The following is a 16,113-nucleotide window of genomic DNA, read 5'->3' as shown; positions in this document are numbered from 1 at the left end:
GCCGGCGTGCTACAGATGCACTTCGGCGAACTTGATCCCCAGGCCACGCAGTATTTCGATCAGGTCATCCAGGCGCGGGAATGACTCGACTTCATCCTGGTCGTCCACCAGGAAGTAGCTGCGACCGCCGCTTTTCTTGAAGAATACAATCCACTCGCCCAGGTCGGCGGGGTTCTGGATGACATGGGTCGCCGCAATCTGACCTTCAGCATGGCGGGCTTTGACGAGTTCGCGTTTCATAACAGGCTTTCCAGAAAAAACAAATGCCGCTCAAACCCAAGGTCTGAGCGGCATCTTTATAGTGAATGCCCAACAGTTTAACGGATGCCCTGCCCCAAATGCATGTCGCCACTGACGGGTGATGGCTTTTTTATCGGCTCCGGTGCGCAGGATAGGCCTGGGGCTCAGCCAGAAATGCAGTCTTCCCCGGCTTTCTTCACGTCGCCAGGGCGAATCGGTACATTGGACATGCTTTCATAGAGCTTGATGCTGCTCCCACTGGAGCGGTCTTCGATTACGAAGATCGCCGAAGGATCCGCCGAGAATTTCTGCGGCACAATCACCTGGATCCCGTCTTTATGGGGCTCGATCTGCGGTGGCCGGCGGGTCGCCTCCAATTTACGCACTACACAGGCCGCATATTCCTGCGGCTTCTTGCCTGAGATGACCACCAATGTTGGCGGGGTCTGCTTGATATCTGCAACCGAAGCACACCCACCTATTGCCAAGGCCAGCACCAACACACTCCACTTCATACAAAAACCTCCGATAAAGACCCTACGACAGCGGGGATGGTAAATTTCTCCCACCAACGTAGGATTTATCTCTGATTACAGGGTAAATAACTGTTTTAAATTGTCGATGTCGTCGACGACGGCCCGATAATAAACGCGCTGGGGCTGATAAACTCCATCTTAACCTACGTATCGTTCTGATTTTTCAGAAAAAGCCCTTCTGGAGACACCCCATGAAATTCATCCACCAGCGTGAGCACCTCAACGAGGGAGACATTGTCGTCATCGAATGCTCGCAGACCTGCAACATTCGCCTGATGAGCGACGCGAACTTCCGCAGCTTCAAAAATGGTGGTCGCCATACCTATCACGGTGGCGCATTCGATAAGTTCCCAGCCAAGATCACCGCGCCCAGCACTGGGTTCTGGAACATCACCCTCGATGTGGTGACCCGTCGCGCCATCAGCGTGACCCGCAAGCCGGCGCTGTCCCACAAGATTCGCATCGTTCGTCGCACCAGCACCAAGTTGAGCTGATCCGAACACCTGAAAGGAAGAAAGCTGTGACCCCTACGACCAAATACGTCATCAAGTACAAACTCAACGGCGAGCGCCGCTTTGAATTTGCCCAATTGCAAACCGACAGCGTCGAAGAAGCCAAGCAAGCCCTGGCGAAAATTCATGATGCCAGTGACGAAATCACCGACATCAATGTGAGCAAGGCGCTGTAAGACATGTCGGGGCCGACTGCCGATTTATTCGCCGATAGTGCCCTGCAACAACCCGCGGGGCGCGAGCAGATTGGCGACGAGTCCTACGTACTCCGGGGCTACGCCCTGCCCTGGATTGACCGGTTGCTGCCCGAGCTGCGGCGTATCCTGGCCCAATCTCCGTTTCGGCAGATGGTCACACCCGGTGGTTTCACCATGTCGGCGGCGCTGAGCAGTTGCGGCGACCTGGGCTGGACCACCGACACCCGCGGCTATCGCTACAGCCCCCTCGACCCGCGCAACCAACAGCCATGGCCCGCCATGCCAAACGCGTTGCGGCAGCTGGCGGTGTCGGCGGCAGCCGAGGCCGGTTTCAGCGGCTTTTTACCTGACGCCTGCCTGATCAATCGCTACGTGCCTGGAGCAAAGATGTCACTGCATCAGGACAAAAATGAGCGTTGCTACAGCGCCCCCGTAGTCTCGGTATCCCTGGGCCTGCCGGCTATTTTCCTGTTTGGCGGCCATCAGCGCAGTGACAAAACGCAGAAGGTCTCGCTGTTCCATGGCGATGTGGTGGTCTGGGGCGGCGTTGATCGCCTGCGCTTTCATGGGGTGATGCCAATCAAGGAAGGCGAGCATCCCGTCATGGGCCCGCAACGCATCAACCTGACCTTTCGCACTGCCGGCTGATTTGACCGCAAGCTTCGGAGTGTCATGGGCAACCGACACGGTTAATCTGCTGGTGAACCGTCAAGAGTGCAGGCCATGAACAACGAACACGATCCGCGCTGGGCCGCCATCATTGCCCGCGATGCCAAGGCCGACGCCCTGTTTGTCTACGGCGTGAAAACCACCGGCGTATATTGCCGGCCCAGCAGCGCTTCGCGTTTACCTCGCCCGGAAAATATCGAATTCTTCGACACCCCGGCGCAGGCCGAAGCCGCGGGTTATCGTGCGAGCAAACGTGCCGCGGGCGATCAAACTCAACTGGCCGCCCATCATGCGCGGTTAGTCGCCAATGCCTGCCGGCAGATCGAACAGGCAGAAACGGCCCCGAGCCTGGAAGCACTCGCGCACCAGGCCGGATTGAGCCCGTTTCACTTTCATCGTGTGTTCAAAGCCAGCACCGGCCTGACCCCCAAGGGCTACGCCCGGGCCCTGCGTTCGCGCAAAGTTCGCGACGGCCTCAAGGGCCAGCACTCGGTGACCGATACGCTGTATGACGCAGGGTTCAACTCCAACAGCCGCTTCTACGAAGCCGCCGATCAATTGCTCGGCATGAAGCCCCGCGATTACAAAAGCGGCGGTGCCAATAACACCATTCGCTTTGCCGTGGGCCAATGCTCGCTGGGGGCGATTCTGGTGGCCCAGAGCCAACGTGGCGTGTGCGCGATTTTGCTCGGGGACGATCCGGACAAACTGGTGCGCGACCTGCAAGACCAGTTTCCCAAGGCCGAACTGGTCGGCGCGGATCGAGGCTTCGAACAGCTGATCGCCCAAGTCGTGGGGTTTGTCGAAGCCCCTGCCCTGGGCCTGGATCTGCCCCTGGACCTGCGCGGCACGGCCTTTCAGGAGCGCGTGTGGCAGGCTTTGCGCGAGATTCCGGTGGGCAGCACCGCCAGCTATGCGCAGATAGCCGAGCGTATCGGCGCGCCCAAATCCTTTCGCGCCGTGGCCCAGGCCTGTGGTGCCAACCACCTGGCGGTGGCGATACCCTGTCACCGCGTAGTGCGCAGCGATGGCCAATTGTCGGGCTACCGCTGGGGCGTGGAGCGCAAGCGCCAATTGCTGGAGCGCGAGACACCGAGCTGAACCCCGGCCCCATAAAACGCTGCATTCGTCCAGTGAATAAAACAGACTGGCCGACTGCCAGGTGCGCTGTTAAAACAGCGAAACGCCCTACTAAAGCTGGAGACGCATCCCATGAGCACCTGGCCAGATAACCGTATTCTCGACTTGCTCGGCATTGACGTACCGATCATCCAGGCACCAATGGCCGGGGCAACGACCACTGCCATGGTGATTGCCGCCCAGCAAGCCGGCGCGCTGGGCTCCATGCCCGCCGCCGCGCTGAGTATCGAGCAATTGCGCGAAGCCCTGACCATTATCCGCCAAGCCAGTACGCGCCCTCTGAACCTGAATTTCTTTTGCCACCAGCCGCCTGACGCCGATGACGCGCGTGACCGCCGCTGGAAGGATTTGCTGCAACCCTACTACCTTGAACTGGGCGCTGATTTTGACGCGCCGACGCCGGCGTCCAATCGCGCACCATTCAACGAGGCCGCTTGCCAAGTGGTTGAGGAGTTTCGCCCTGAGGTTGTGAGTTTTCACTTCGGCCTGCCGGAGAAGTCCTTGCTGGAGCGGGTAAAAGCCACCGGGGCGAAAGTGCTGTCATCGGCGACCACCGTCGAGGAAGCTCTTTGGCTGCAAGAAAAAGGCTGCGACGCGATCATCGCCATGGGCATTGAAGCCGGTGGGCACCGTGGCCTGTTTCTAAGTGACGATCTCAACAGCCAGATCGGCTTGATGGCCCTGGTGCCGCAGATTGTCGATGCAGTCAGGGTGCCGGTGATTGCGGCAGGCGGCATCGGCGATCCGCGGGGCATTGTCGCCGCCATGGCTCTGGGCGCCTCGGCGGTACAAATTGGCACAGTGTATCTGTTCACGCCCGAGGCCAGCGTCACGGCTTCCCACCACCACGCGCTACGCCATGCACAGGCCAGTGAGACCGCGCTGACCAACCTGTTCACCGGCCGCCCGGCGCGGGGCATCGTCAACCGCGTGATGCGTGAACTCGGCGCAATCAACCCGGCCGCACCGGCGTTCCCAAAAGCCGGCGGTGCATTGATGCCGCTCAAGGCCAAGGATGAAGCGGGTTTCAGCAACCTGTGGGCGGGCCAGGCCCTGAGGCTTGGCAAAAATTGCTCCACCTATGACCTGACCCGCGAGCTGGCCGAGCAGGCACTGGCCAGGCTCACGCGTAACTGAGTCAGGCATAAATATGTGGGAGGGGCGGTGCGACGATTCGACTTGCTCCCGATGGCGGAGGGTCAATCGCTGATGTATTTCACTGGCACTCCCTCATCGGGAGCAAGCCCCCTCCCACATTTTCACCGAGTAACCCCCAAGTGGTGTAGGTAACGATGCTTGAACGGCAACTTGGCACTGTACCAGCAATGGTCGACCGCTATATATTCCCATACATAGCGTTTAAACCTTCTACCCGACCACGCCGTCCATCCCAAGGAGTTGCTCCATGATCACCCACGTCTCACGCCTGGCCCCCCTGCTTGCCGTATTTGCCTTGGGTTCGGCCCACGCTGATGAAGTGCAGGTGGCGGTGGCTGCCAACTTCACGGCACCGATCCAGGCCATTGCCGCCGATTTCGAAAAAGACACCGGCCACAAACTGGTCGCCGCCTATGGCGCCACCGGGCAGTTCTACACCCAGATCAAGAACGGCGCGCCGTTCGAAGTGTTCCTCAGCGCCGATGACACCACCGCGCAAAAACTCGAAGCCGAAGGCGATACCGTCAAGGGCTCGCGCTTCACGTACGCTGTCGGCACCCTGGCGCTATGGTCGGCAAAGGAAGGCTACGTGGATGCCAAGGGTGACGTGCTGAAAAAAAACCAATTCCAGCACCTGTCCATCGCCAACCCCAAAGCCGCGCCCTACGGCCTGGCCGCCACCCAGGTGCTGGCCAGGCAAGGTTTGACCGAACAGGTCAAGGACAAGCTCGTCGAGGGCCAGAACATCACCCAGGCCTATCAGTTCGTGTCTACCGGCAATGCCGAGCTGGGCTTTGTTGCCTTGTCGCAGATCTATAAGGACGGCAAAGTCACCCGCGGTTCAGCGTGGCTTGTTCCGGCATCGATGCATGACCCGATCAAACAGGACGCCGTGATCCTCAACAAGGGCAAGGACAGCGCCGCCGCCAAGGCCCTGGTTGACTACCTGAAAGGGCCGAAAGCAGCGGCTGTGATCAAATCCTACGGTTACGAGCTGTAAATGCCCCTCTCGAGTGCTGATTTTTCCGCGGTCTGGTTGACCATCAAGCTGGCATCACTGACCACCGTGATCCTGTTGATGATCGGCACTCCGATTGCGCTGTGGCTGTCGCGCACCACCTCGTGGTGGCGTGGCCCCATCGGTGCAGTGGTCGCATTACCGCTGGTGCTGCCGCCCACGGTCATCGGGTTCTACTTGTTGCTGAGCATGGGGCCCAACGGCTATTTCGGCCAGTTCACCCAGTGGCTGGGCCTGGGCACCCTCACGTTCAGCTTCGCCGGGCTGGTAATCGGCTCGGTGATCTATTCCATGCCCTTCGTGGTGCAGCCGTTGCAGAACGCCTTCTCCGCCATCGGCACCCGCCCGTTGGAGGTGGCTGCGACCTTGCGCGCCAATCCGTGGGACACGTTTTTCACAGTGATCCTGCCCCTGGCGCGCCCGGGGTTTATCACCGCATCGATCCTCGGCTTTGCCCATACCGTCGGCGAGTTCGGTGTGGTCCTGATGATCGGCGGCAATATCCCGGACAAGACCCGGGTGGTTTCGGTGCAGATCTACGATCACGTTGAAGCCATGGAATATGCCCAGGCTCATTGGCTGGCCGGTGCCATGGTGGTGTTCGCGTTCCTCGTGTTGCTGGCGCTGTACTCCAGCCGCAAAACCAAGATGGGCTGGAGCTGATCGCGATGATTGATATACGCCTGCGCTTGAAATACTCAGCCTTTGCCCTGGACGTCGACCTGCAATTGCCCGGCCGCGGCGTGACCGCGCTATACGGGCATTCCGGTTCCGGCAAGACCACCTGCCTGCGCTGCGTCGCCGGTTTGGAGCGCGCCGAAGAGGCTTTTGTGCAGATCAACGATGAGGTCTGGCAAGACAGCCACAAAGGGCTGTTTGTGCCTGCGCATAAACGCGCCTTGGGTTATGTGTTCCAGGAAGCCAGCTTGTTTCCCCACCTATCGGTACGGGCCAATCTGGCGTTCGGCCTCAAGCGCATTCCACGCCAGCAACGGCGCGTGGACATGGCCCAGGCCACCGAGCTGCTGGGCATCGGCCACCTACTTGAGCGTCAGCCGCAACACCTGTCCGGCGGCGAGCGCCAACGCATCGGCATCGCCCGCGCCTTGCTGACCAGCCCCAGGTTGCTGTTGATGGATGAGCCGCTGGCGGCCCTGGACAGCAAACGCAAAAGCGAGATCCTGCCTTACCTCGAACGCCTTCACGACGAGCTGGATATACCGGTGCTGTACGTCAGCCACGCCCAGGATGAGGTCGCGCGACTGGCCGACCATATCGTCTTGCTCAGCGAAGGCCAAGCCTTGGCCAGCGGACCCATCGGCGAAACCCTGGCACGGCTCGACCTGCCCCTGGCCCTGGGTGACGATGCCGGCGTGGTGATTGCCGGCCACGTGATTGCCTACGACGCCCACTATCAGTTACTCACCCTGCAACTCCCCAACTGCCCACTGCAGATCCGCGTGGCCCATGCACCACTGGCGGTGGGCCAACAGCTGCGGGTCAAGGTGCAGGCACGGGATGTGAGCTTGAGCCTGCAGGCGGAGGAACACAGCAGCATCCTCAATCGGCTCCCCGTCACCGTCACCCAGGACATTGGCGCGGATAACAGCGCCCATGTACTGGTGCGCCTGGATGCAGGCGGCACGCCGTTGCTGGCCCGCATCACGCGCTTCTCCCGCGACCAACTGCACCTGCATCCGGGCCAGGCATTGTGGGCGCAAATCAAGGCGGTAGCAGTGCTGGCGTAACCAATTGGCACGACCGAAAGATGCTGCGGTCAATCAGACATACCGGCCTGATTTGTTGTCAAGGAACCCGCACCATGCCTGATTCTTCGTTGCCCGCCGACCTGCCCCGCGACCTGCATTACGTTGACGACACCCAGCCTGGCATTCGCCGCAAAAAGGTGAGGGGCAAGTTCCAGTACCTGGACGCCAAAGGCGAGCGCATCACCGATGCCGATGAAATCAAACGCCTGAACGCCCTGGCCGTGCCGCCCGCCTACACCGATGTGTGGATCTGCGCCGACCCTCGCGGCCACCTGCAGGCCACTGGCCGCGATGCCCGTGGCCGCAAGCAATACCGCTACCACCCACGCTGGCGCGAAGTGCGTGACAGCGACAAGTACTCGCGCTTGCAGGCCTTCGGCAACGCCTTGCCGAAATTGCGCAAACAGCTGGAAGCACAGATCGCCGAGCCGGGGTTTACCCGCGAAAAGGTCCTGGCGACGGTGGTGATGTTGCTCGATGCCACGCTGATTCGCGTCGGCAATACACAGTACGCCCGCGAGAACAAATCCTACGGTCTGACTACCCTGCGCAACCGCCATGTGGATATCAAGGGCAACGAGATCCAGTTTCAGTTTCGTGGCAAGAGCGGTGTCGAGCACCAAGTCAGCGTCAAGGACCGGCGCCTGGCCAGTGTGGTCAAGCGCTGTATGGAATTGCCCGGGCAGAACCTGTTCCAGTACCTGGACGAAGACGGTGAACGCCATACCGTCAGTTCCCACGACGTCAACGCCTACCTGCATGAACTGACCGGCGAAGACTTTACCGCCAAGGACTATCGCACCTGGGCCGGCACGGCCATGGCGTTGGCGGTATTACGCGAGTTGGCGTGGCAGCCGGAGTCCGACGCCAAACGGCATGTGGTGGCGATGGTCAAGGACGTTGCCAGGCAGTTGGGCAACACGCCTGCGGTGTGCCGCAAATGTTACATCCACCCTGCGGTGCTTGAGCATTTCAGCCTCGGTGAATTGTCGAAGCTGCCTAAGCCCCGGGTGCGCAAGGGCCTGAAAGCCGAGGAAGTGGCGCTGGCGATGTTCCTTGAGAAACTGGCCGAGGACTTGCCGCATAAAGCCAAGGTGGGTTAGCCTCTGCGTCCCTTCTGATTAACGGGATGACCGCCGACGTGAACAACTAAGCCTTCCAAAATGTATCTGCGACGAGCCGCCTGGCGCGCTTGTCGGCCTGTTCGACATTTTTTTGGAGGTGCTGATGACTGACGTCAACCGGCTGCCCGTGCTTGTTTCCCTGCAACATGTGTCTTTCCAGTTCGCCAATGGCGAAAACTTGCTGGAGGACCTGAACCTGTCCATTGATCACACGCCCACCGGTATCGTCGGGCGCAATGGGCGTGGCAAAAGTATCCTGGCGAAGTTGCTGGCCGGGGTACTGCTGCCCTCCTCCGGCACCTTGAAAAAACCGTCCAGTGTCGTCTATGTGCCCCAGGCGCTGACGGTTCAAGCAGGTGCAACGGTCGCCCATATCACCGCCACTGAGCCTGCCTTGGCGGCCCTTGAACGTATGGCCCGAGGTGAGGCCCGTGTCGGTGACCTGGAACTGATCGACGATCGCTGGGACCTGGCCGAGCGCTTGCGCCTGGCACTGGATGCGGCGGGTTTGCCAACCCTCAGCGCCGGCACCCGGGCTGATCAACTCAGCGGCGGCCAGTTGGCTCGGGTCGCCCTGATCGGTGCGCTACTGGCAGCGCCGCAGCTGCTGATTCTGGACGAACCCAGCAACCACCTCGACAGCGCCGGGCGCGCTTGGCTGCGACGGGTGCTGGGTGATTGGCACGGCGGCCTGGTGGTGGTCAGCCATGACCGAAAGTTACTCAACGCCATGGGGCGCATCATCGAATTGTCACCCCTTGGTGTCCAGGTTTACGGCGGCAACTACGATGCCTATCGCCAGCAACGGGAGACGCAGCAGCAGGCCGCCATCGCGGCGTGGGAACATGCGCGCCAGACACGTAGCCGTGAGCGCCGACGCCTGCAAAAAGACCATGACAGCCTGCAGCGCAACGCCGCACGCTCGCGTAAAAACGCCGAGACCGCCAACGTCGACCGTTTCACCAAGGCGCGCTGGAAAGGCGCCGCCACGGAGATTGTCAGCACTGTGCGCAGCGATCATCACGCGCACAAAAACCAGCTGGATGAACAGGTACGTCAAGCCTACGAACGCGTGGTGGACGAAGCGCCCACCCTGCTTGCCTTGCCAGGCTCGACGGTTCCCAACGGCCGGCAAGTGCTGACGCTGGAAGGTGCGCAGTTGCCCTGGCTCGATCCGCTGGCGCCCTCCAGCTATTTGACCATTAACCTGGCAGGGCCCGTGCGCGTTGCCGTGCGCGGGCCTAACGGTTGCGGTAAATCCACCCTGCTAAAATTACTCGCCGGCCAATGGCAGGTCGTGAGTGGCGAGTGCCAGGTGGCGGTGTCCAGCGCTTATCTCGATCAGCACCTGGCGCTGCTGGATGATCGGCGTTGCATCATCGAACAACTCAACCTGCTCGACACCCCGCTGGCTGAAGCTGAGCTGCGTACGCGCCTGGCGCTGCTGCAACTGGATGCGTTGCGGGTCACCCAACCGGTGGCGCAACTCAGCGGCGGCGAACGCCTGAAAGCCGCAATGGCGATTGCCTTGTGGCGTGCTACCCCCGCACAACTGCTGCTATTGGATGAACCCACCAATCACCTGGACCTGGAATCGGTGCTCGCCTTTGAACAGGCCTTGAAAGGCTTTAGCGGCGCGATGCTGGCGGTGTCCCATGACGAGGCCTTTCTACAGGCGATTGAGCCGACTCATCATTTGACGTGGCACAGCGCCGGCTGGCAACTGGAGCATGCCTGAGGTCATTGCACCCGCACGCAAAGCGTCCTACGGTAGTGGCCGGATAATCTCACCGAGGAAACCGGCCCCATGCTGCCTTCGTCCCGCAAGCCTTACACCAACGTTACGCTAGCCCATCGACAGCGCTGGCGTGGGCGGGTGGGCATGATGCTGGTGGCTTGCCTGTCGGTACTGGCCGGCATGACCGATGCCATCGGCTTTATGGCCAGCGGCGATTTTGTCTCGTTCATGAGCGGTAACACCACGCGGTTGGCGGTGGCCATCAGCGCTGGCGACCTCGGGCTCACCGGGCGCCTGGTGCTGTTGATCGCGACCTTTGTGCTCGGTAATGCCTTGGGCGTGATGGTCAGCCGCTTCAGCAAGCGCCACGCGTTGCCGCTCTTGTTGTGCATCGGCGCCTTGCTCTGCGGTGCGGCGCTGTGGCCATCGACAGAGACCCTGCCGGCCCTGCTGGCAGCGATTATCGCCATGGGCATGCTCAACGCGGCCGTTGAGGAAGTGAATGGCTTACCGGTGGGGCTGACCTATGTCACCGGCGCACTTTCACGTTTTGGCCGCGGCCTGGGACGCTGGTTATTGGGCGAACGCCGCAATGGCTGGCGCGTGCAGTTGATTCCATGGGCCGGGATGTTTATCGGTGCGGTGATCGGCGCGCTGCTGGAACAGCAGATGGGCCTGCGTGCGCTGTGGATCAGCGGTGCATTAGCAGGGCTATTGGGGCTGGTGACACTGATGATTCCGCGGCGCTGGCACCTGGGTTTCATGCCGCGTTGAGGCGGGACAAAGAGGTGCTCGCCCGACGTTCAGGCCTCGACATCCGTGTACCGGTAAAGAGCCATAACGTCGAGCGAGCGAGTGAATCATAAGACAATGCCAGGCGGCTGTCCCGCCGGGCGTTTCGGAATATGACTAGGGCAACGTATTACAGACAAGTAGCGAGCGCAGCCAGTCGACGTTTGGCTGGCATGTTGTCTCCGGCTGCATAGTACTTGACGCTAGAACCCGCACCGGTGCTCTGTACATCGACAAAGTAGTCGCCACCTGTGGTGTAGACCGTGAAACCACCGGCCTCGGTGGCCTCCTTGAAACCGCCGGCGTCGACGCCAAACACACTTTCATCCTGCCAGCCGAACTGGATGCATTGGGCAACCACCAGGGTGGCCTTGTCCGATGCCAGGGTCTTGTAGGGGCTGCCTGTGCGCGCCTCTTTCATCTTCGAGCCCGCGCAACCGGCCAGTGCGGCCAGTACCAATGCGCCAATTACCAGCTTGTGCATGCCATTGCTTCCTTGGAAAAACCGTGACTCTACCATTGTGCCGGTGCCAACTGACGCGCCCATGAACTTTGTTTCACTGTGAAGGGCAACCTCGCCGCCTATAGTGGCCAAGCTCATTTTCAAGAAGCCTCCCTTGTGCCCGCCCTCCCGCGGGCGTTTTTTTGCCTGAGTATCAGAGCCACCAACGAAACAGATAGAACAACGCCATGCTCGACAACACGGTGATCAATACGCTGCGCGTCCAGAACATCAACGCCACGGCGCAGACGGCGGCCAGCAAGTAGGGGTTGGTCGGGCTCAGGTTGAGCTGATGGTCCGCCAGGAAAATAATCGGCCCGCAGATTGCTGTGAGCATGCCCGGCACGGCGAACCCCAGGAACTCACGGGCGCCGCGATTGAGCCGCACGGGCAGGCGCGGTTCGAGAAACACATAGCGATTGAAAAACACCACCAGGCCCATGGCCACAATCATCAAGTAGATCATCGTTGCCCCACTCCCAGGCGCTTGCAGGCAAACCCTGCGCTCATCCCCAATACCCCCGAGACCACCACCGCCGATTCCCAGTGCAGATAACTCAGCCACACCGAACACAGCAGCGAAACCGCCACGCACACCACCGTGGGCACATCGCGCACCACGGGGGTAATCAAGGCGATGAAGGTGGCGGCAATCGAGAACTCCAGCCCCAACTGGTCCAGGCCGGGAATGCTCTTGCCCAGCACAATGCCGGCCAGGGTGAAGAGGTTCCAGATGATATAAAACGTCAGGCCGACGCCCAGGGCGTACCAGCGATTGAAGGTCTCACGGTCGTAGTGGTTGACCAGGGCGAAGAACTCATCGGTCAACAAGAACCCCAGGCTCATGCGCCAGCGGGTATTGAGCGCAGACAACGTGGGGCGCATGTGCATGCCGTAGAGCAGGTGCTGGGAGGTCAGCAGCAAGGTGGTCAACACGATAGAAATCAGGCTGGCGCCGCTCTTGACCATGCCGATGGCGACCAACTGCGCCGCACCGGCAAACACGATGGCCGACAAGCCCTGGGCTTGCAGCGGGGTAAATTGCGCGTCGATGGCCATTGAGCCGGCGAGCAACCCCCAGGGCGCGCAGGCCAGGGACAAGGGAATAACGGCGATGGCGCCGCGGGTGAAGGCGTAATGAGGTAATGCAGTGGGCATGGATACGGCTCATCGACAGACAGTCGACAAGCATGCCAGCGCAATCAGGGGCTTGTCTTGAATGATCTTGCTCAGGCGAGCTTCACCGAAACCAGTTCCACCGAATCCCGTGCTTCACGCAATTCGTAAGCATCCTGGTTGAGTCGGTGGATGGTGTTGAGCAAGCGTTGGCGCAGGACTTCATCGCCGAGTTTTTCCACGGCGCGCATCAGGTCGAACGCCGCGGTTTCGTTATTTTCCGCGACGGAATCCAGGGTCTTACGCAGGTTGCGAGTGGCACGGGTCACGCGGGTTCTTCCTTCATCGGCAATGGGCAGGCACTTTAGGACCTTTGTGTTTCATTTTAATTTCAATCAGTTGTGGCTGTTTCCCGGTCATTTGATCCATATCAAATGAAACAAGGTTTGACCGGAACATATGGAAATACGTATATTCGAATAACCATATGTATAGGCATTGGTCATGTCCGATTTCCTCTCTCCTCCCACCCTATTCAAATGCCTGGCTGACGCCACTCGCGCACGCCTGGCGTTATTGATCCTGCGCGAAGGCGAACTTTGTGTGTGCGAACTGATCCATGCCTTGGACGATAGCCAGCCCAAGATCTCCCGTCATCTGGCGCAACTGCGCAGTTGCGGGCTGCTGCTGGACCGCCGTCAAGGGCAATGGATCTACTACCGCATCAATCCGGCACTGCCCGCCTGGGTGACTCAGGTGCTGGACACCACCTTGCAAGCCAACCAGCCATGGTTGCAGAACGACGCACTGCGTCTGGATGCAATGGGCAACAGACCACAACGGGCAAGCACCTGCTGCTAAGCCATCGGAGCCTTTATTCATGCTTGTCGCAATTGCGATTTTCCTCGTCACCATCGTGCTGGTCATCTGGCAGCCCAAAGGCCTCGGCGTGGGTTGGAGCGCCACCCTGGGGGCGATCCTGGCCCTGGCCTTTGGGGTAATCAGCCTGGCGGACATCCCGGTGGTGTGGCACATCATTTGGAACGCCACCGGTACCTTTGTCGCGTTGATCATCATCAGCCTATTGCTCGACGAAGCCGGGTTCTTTGCCTGGGCCGCCCTGCATGTGGCGCGTTGGGGCCGTGGCCGCGGGCGGCGCTTGTTTGCCTATATGGTGCTGCTCGGTGCGCTGGTGTCGGCGCTGTTTGCCAATGACGGCGCGGCGCTGATCCTCACCCCCATCGTAATGTCGATGTTGCTGGCCTTGCGCTTTTCACCAGCGGCGACCCTGGCATTTGTCATGGGCGCAGGGTTTATCGCCGATACGGCGAGCCTGCCGCTGGTGGTTTCAAACCTGGTCAACATCGTCTCGGCGGACTATTTCAAGATCGGCTTCAACGAATATGCCGCGGTGATGGTGCCGGTGAACCTGGTCAGCGTCGCTGCCACCCTGGCAGTGCTGCTGTGGTTTTTCCGCCGCGATATTCCAGAGGTCTACGACCCGGCCGACCTTGCAGACCCTGCCAGTGCCATCCATGACCAAGCGACCTTTCGCGCCGGCTGGTGGGTACTGGGCATTCTGCTGGTCGGCTGTTTTGCCCTGGAGCCGCTGGGCATTCCCATCAGTGCGATTTCCGCGGTATGCGCGGTACTGCTGCTGGTGATTGCCGCCAAGGGTCACAAGATTTCCACGCGCAAGGTCCTCAAGGAAGCGCCCTGGCAGATCGTGATCTTTTCCCTGGGCATGTACCTGGTGGTGTATGGCCTGCGCAATGCCGGCCTGACCGACTACCTGGCGACCTGGCTCGACACCTTCGCCACCTACGGTGTGTGGGGCGCCGCCATGGGCACCGGCGTGCTGACGGCACTGCTCTCATCGGCGATGAATAACCTGCCGACAGTACTGATCGGCGCGCTGTCCATTGAATCCAGCCATGCCGTGGGCGTGGTCAAGGACGCGATGATCTACGCCAACGTGATCGGCAGCGACCTGGGCCCGAAAATCACCCCCATCGGCAGCCTGGCGACCTTGCTGTGGCTGCACATCCTGGCGCGCAAAGGCATCACCATCACTTGGGGCTACTACTTCAAGGTCGGCATCGTGCTGACCTTGCCGGTGCTGCTGATTACCCTCGCCGCCCTCGCCCTGCGCCTGAGCGTCTGAAGGAGCCTGCAATGAAAGTGCTGTTCATGTGTACCGCCAACAGTTGCCGCAGCATTTTGTCCGAAGCCATGTTCAATCACATGGCGCCTGAGGGTTTCGAGGCGATCAGCTCCGGCAGTTTTCCCAAGGGCCAGGTTTTGCCCCGCAGCCTGACGACGCTGCAGGCGGCGGGCATCCGTATTGAAGGCTTGTACAGCAAGGGCAATGACGCCTTCGAAGACAGCCCGCCGGATGTGGTCATCACGGTGTGCGATAAAGCAGCCGGTGAAGCGTGCCCGGTGTATTTCGGCCCGGCGCTGAAGGCGCATTGGGGCTTGGCAGACCCTTCCGAGGTGCAGGGTGATGAGGCGCAAGTAGACGCTGCATTCAAGGCCACCCTCGACATTATCGCCGCACGCTGCGAGGCGTTTTTTGCGCTGCCCTTTGCAAATTTATCGCCGGATGAATTGAAGGCTGAGCTCGACCGCATTGCCTCAACGCCGCAGCTTGTGTAGGAGCGAGCTTGCTCGCGAAAAATTCACAGGCACCGCGTTCATCCAGCAAACACGCGTTATCGTTGACGTTTTTCGCGAGCAAGCTCGCTCCTACAGAGGACGTGGTATCCCCCTCCCGGACTGACGTATGCTTTCGCACTTTCTCGAAAGGAACTGAGCATGCTGTCGATCTTTGTCTACGCGCTGGTATTCGGTTTTGTGTTTTGCCTGTCTCCCGGCGCCGTGCTGGCTGAGACCCTGCGTCGCGGCTTGCTGCATGGTTTCACACCGGCGCTGATGGTGCAGTTTGGTTCCCTCGTAGGCGATGCCGTCTGGGCGGTGATCGGCCTCACCGGTATCGCACTGCTGATTCAGCATGATGCGGTGCGAGTGCCACTGACGATCGTCTGTGCGCTGTACCTGGCCTGGCTGGGCATCCGCAGCCTGATTGATGCCTGGCAGTTACCCGCAACCGACAACGTCCCTGCCAGTTCAGGCAAAAATGCGTTGGCCGTAGGCGCGGCGATCTCCCTGGCCAACCCGAAGAATATTGTCTACTGGGGCGCCCTGGGGAGCGCCCTGTCGGGCATCGTCGGCGCAACCCCCAGCCACGGGCAGACCCTGATGTTTTTTGCCGGATTCATGCTGGCGTCGGTGCTCTCGTGTTTTCTCACCGCCGCGTTGGTGAATCTGCTGCGCAAGAATGCATCACCGATCTGGCAACGCGTGAGTTATGCGGCGTGCGGTTTAGTATTGATCTATCTGGCGATACTCGCCGCGCAAGGTATATAAAGTTATCCGGCCAGTAACTTTCACATGCCTCTTGTCTGAACAAACTCTGAACGCGGGCTAATTTAATTAATCATGCGTTGACATTCTGTAACGCTCTGAGTAGATTGCCCGTGCCCGCAACAGGGGCCTTTTTTAAACCTCACAAAAGAAGCCAATGGACACAGTATCTAGTC

21 protein-coding genes are annotated in these 16,113 nt (G+C 60.2%); 15 read left to right on the top strand and 6 right to left on the bottom strand.

Features of this window, described 5'->3' with window-relative positions:
* Nucleotides 1-9: 9 nt before the first annotated feature.
* Both QZR30_RS08530 and QZR30_RS08525 read right to left on the bottom strand, forming a co-directional pair.
* Entirely contained in the window at nt 10-240 is a 231-nt protein-coding gene (locus QZR30_RS08530) for a hypothetical protein (RefSeq protein WP_043051522.1), read from the bottom strand.
* A 164-nt stretch (nt 241-404) separates the two neighbouring features.
* Complete coding sequence (locus QZR30_RS08525; protein WP_046068227.1) at nt 405-755, bottom strand: hypothetical protein; 351 nt, start codon at nt 753-755, stop codon at nt 405-407.
* A 212-nt stretch (nt 756-967) separates the two neighbouring features.
* Between QZR30_RS08525 and QZR30_RS08520 the strand changes: the two genes are divergently transcribed.
* The 11 genes from QZR30_RS08520 (at nt 968) to QZR30_RS08470 (ending at nt 10,875) form a co-directional block, all read left to right on the top strand.
* On the top strand, nt 968-1,270 hold the full coding sequence (locus tag QZR30_RS08520) for a DUF1883 domain-containing protein (RefSeq protein ID WP_003173824.1): 303 nt from the start codon (nt 968-970) through the stop codon (nt 1,268-1,270).
* Nucleotides 1,271-1,296: 26 nt separating this feature from the next.
* Nucleotides 1,297-1,464, top strand: coding sequence for a hypothetical protein (locus tag QZR30_RS08515; protein WP_164486648.1), 168 nt, complete (start codon nt 1,297-1,299; stop codon nt 1,462-1,464).
* A gap of 3 nt (nt 1,465-1,467) precedes the next feature.
* Complete coding sequence (gene alkB, locus QZR30_RS08510; protein ID WP_046068228.1) at nt 1,468-2,133, top strand: DNA oxidative demethylase AlkB; 666 nt, start codon at nt 1,468-1,470, stop codon at nt 2,131-2,133.
* A gap of 75 nt (nt 2,134-2,208) precedes the next feature.
* A complete protein-coding gene (gene ada, locus QZR30_RS08505) occupies nt 2,209-3,255 on the top strand; it encodes a bifunctional DNA-binding transcriptional regulator/O6-methylguanine-DNA methyltransferase Ada (RefSeq protein WP_046068229.1) in 1,047 nt (348 codons plus the stop codon).
* A 111-nt stretch (nt 3,256-3,366) separates the two neighbouring features.
* A complete protein-coding gene (locus QZR30_RS08500; RefSeq protein ID WP_311903182.1) occupies nt 3,367-4,431 on the top strand; it encodes an NAD(P)H-dependent flavin oxidoreductase in 1,065 nt (354 codons plus the stop codon).
* Between the two features lie 268 nt (nt 4,432-4,699).
* On the top strand, nt 4,700-5,452 hold the full coding sequence (modA, locus tag QZR30_RS08495) for a molybdate ABC transporter substrate-binding protein (RefSeq protein ID WP_059397303.1): 753 nt from the start codon (nt 4,700-4,702) through the stop codon (nt 5,450-5,452).
* A complete protein-coding gene (gene modB, locus QZR30_RS08490) occupies nt 5,453-6,133 on the top strand; it encodes a molybdate ABC transporter permease subunit (RefSeq protein WP_311903181.1) in 681 nt (226 codons plus the stop codon).
* A 5-nt stretch (nt 6,134-6,138) separates the two neighbouring features.
* Nucleotides 6,139-7,218 carry a molybdenum ABC transporter ATP-binding protein gene (gene modC / locus QZR30_RS08485; protein ID WP_046068233.1) on the top strand — a complete coding sequence of 360 codons (1,080 nt, stop codon included), beginning with the start codon at nt 6,139-6,141 and terminating at the stop codon, nt 7,216-7,218.
* 74 nt (nt 7,219-7,292) lie between these two features.
* Complete coding sequence (locus QZR30_RS08480; protein ID WP_046068234.1) at nt 7,293-8,342, top strand: DNA topoisomerase IB; 1,050 nt, start codon at nt 7,293-7,295, stop codon at nt 8,340-8,342.
* Between the two features lie 124 nt (nt 8,343-8,466).
* Nucleotides 8,467-10,101 carry an ABC-F family ATP-binding cassette domain-containing protein gene (locus QZR30_RS08475; RefSeq protein ID WP_311903180.1) on the top strand — a complete coding sequence of 545 codons (1,635 nt, stop codon included), beginning with the start codon at nt 8,467-8,469 and terminating at the stop codon, nt 10,099-10,101.
* Nucleotides 10,102-10,170: 69 nt separating this feature from the next.
* Complete coding sequence (locus QZR30_RS08470) at nt 10,171-10,875, top strand: YoaK family protein (RefSeq protein ID WP_311903179.1); 705 nt, start codon at nt 10,171-10,173, stop codon at nt 10,873-10,875.
* Between the two features lie 148 nt (nt 10,876-11,023).
* Here the strand turns inward: QZR30_RS08470 and QZR30_RS08465 are convergent, their stop codons facing one another.
* The 4 genes from QZR30_RS08465 to QZR30_RS08450 form a co-directional block, all read right to left on the bottom strand.
* The gene (locus tag QZR30_RS08465; RefSeq protein WP_311903178.1) at nt 11,024-11,377 is read right to left on the bottom strand and encodes a hypothetical protein; all 354 of its coding nucleotides are present in this window, start codon (nt 11,375-11,377) and stop codon (nt 11,024-11,026) included.
* A gap of 172 nt (nt 11,378-11,549) precedes the next feature.
* Nucleotides 11,550-11,861 carry an AzlD domain-containing protein gene (locus QZR30_RS08460; protein ID WP_046068238.1) on the bottom strand — a complete coding sequence of 104 codons (312 nt, stop codon included), beginning with the start codon at nt 11,859-11,861 and terminating at the stop codon, nt 11,550-11,552.
* Nucleotides 11,858-12,553, bottom strand: coding sequence for an AzlC family ABC transporter permease (locus QZR30_RS08455; protein WP_046068239.1), 696 nt, complete (start codon nt 12,551-12,553; stop codon nt 11,858-11,860). Before QZR30_RS08455 ends, QZR30_RS08460 begins: the two co-directional genes overlap by 4 nt.
* Before the next feature lie 71 nt (nt 12,554-12,624).
* Complete coding sequence (locus tag QZR30_RS08450; protein WP_046068240.1) at nt 12,625-12,840, bottom strand: hypothetical protein; 216 nt, start codon at nt 12,838-12,840, stop codon at nt 12,625-12,627.
* A 175-nt stretch (nt 12,841-13,015) separates the two neighbouring features.
* On the opposite strand from QZR30_RS08450, the gene QZR30_RS08445 reads away from it, so the two are divergent.
* From QZR30_RS08445 to QZR30_RS08430, 4 genes are all read left to right on the top strand, one after another.
* Complete coding sequence (locus tag QZR30_RS08445) at nt 13,016-13,372, top strand: metalloregulator ArsR/SmtB family transcription factor (RefSeq protein WP_046068241.1); 357 nt, start codon at nt 13,016-13,018, stop codon at nt 13,370-13,372.
* A gap of 19 nt (nt 13,373-13,391) precedes the next feature.
* On the top strand, nt 13,392-14,675 hold the full coding sequence (locus QZR30_RS08440) for an arsenic transporter (RefSeq protein ID WP_046068242.1): 1,284 nt from the start codon (nt 13,392-13,394) through the stop codon (nt 14,673-14,675).
* An 11-nt stretch (nt 14,676-14,686) separates the two neighbouring features.
* A complete protein-coding gene (locus QZR30_RS08435) occupies nt 14,687-15,169 on the top strand; it encodes an arsenate reductase ArsC (RefSeq protein WP_046068243.1) in 483 nt (160 codons plus the stop codon).
* Nucleotides 15,170-15,328: 159 nt separating this feature from the next.
* The gene (locus QZR30_RS08430; protein WP_046068244.1) at nt 15,329-15,940 is read left to right on the top strand and encodes a LysE family transporter; all 612 of its coding nucleotides are present in this window, start codon (nt 15,329-15,331) and stop codon (nt 15,938-15,940) included.
* Nucleotides 15,941-16,113 lie beyond the last annotated feature (173 nt).

This window comes from Pseudomonas sp. rhizo25, assembly GCF_031931935.1.
GTDB classification, from domain to species: Bacteria; Pseudomonadota; Gammaproteobacteria; order Pseudomonadales; family Pseudomonadaceae; genus Aquipseudomonas; species Aquipseudomonas synxantha.
Note: the sequence above shows the minus strand (reverse complement) of the source record. Positions and strands in the feature narration are given on the sequence as shown.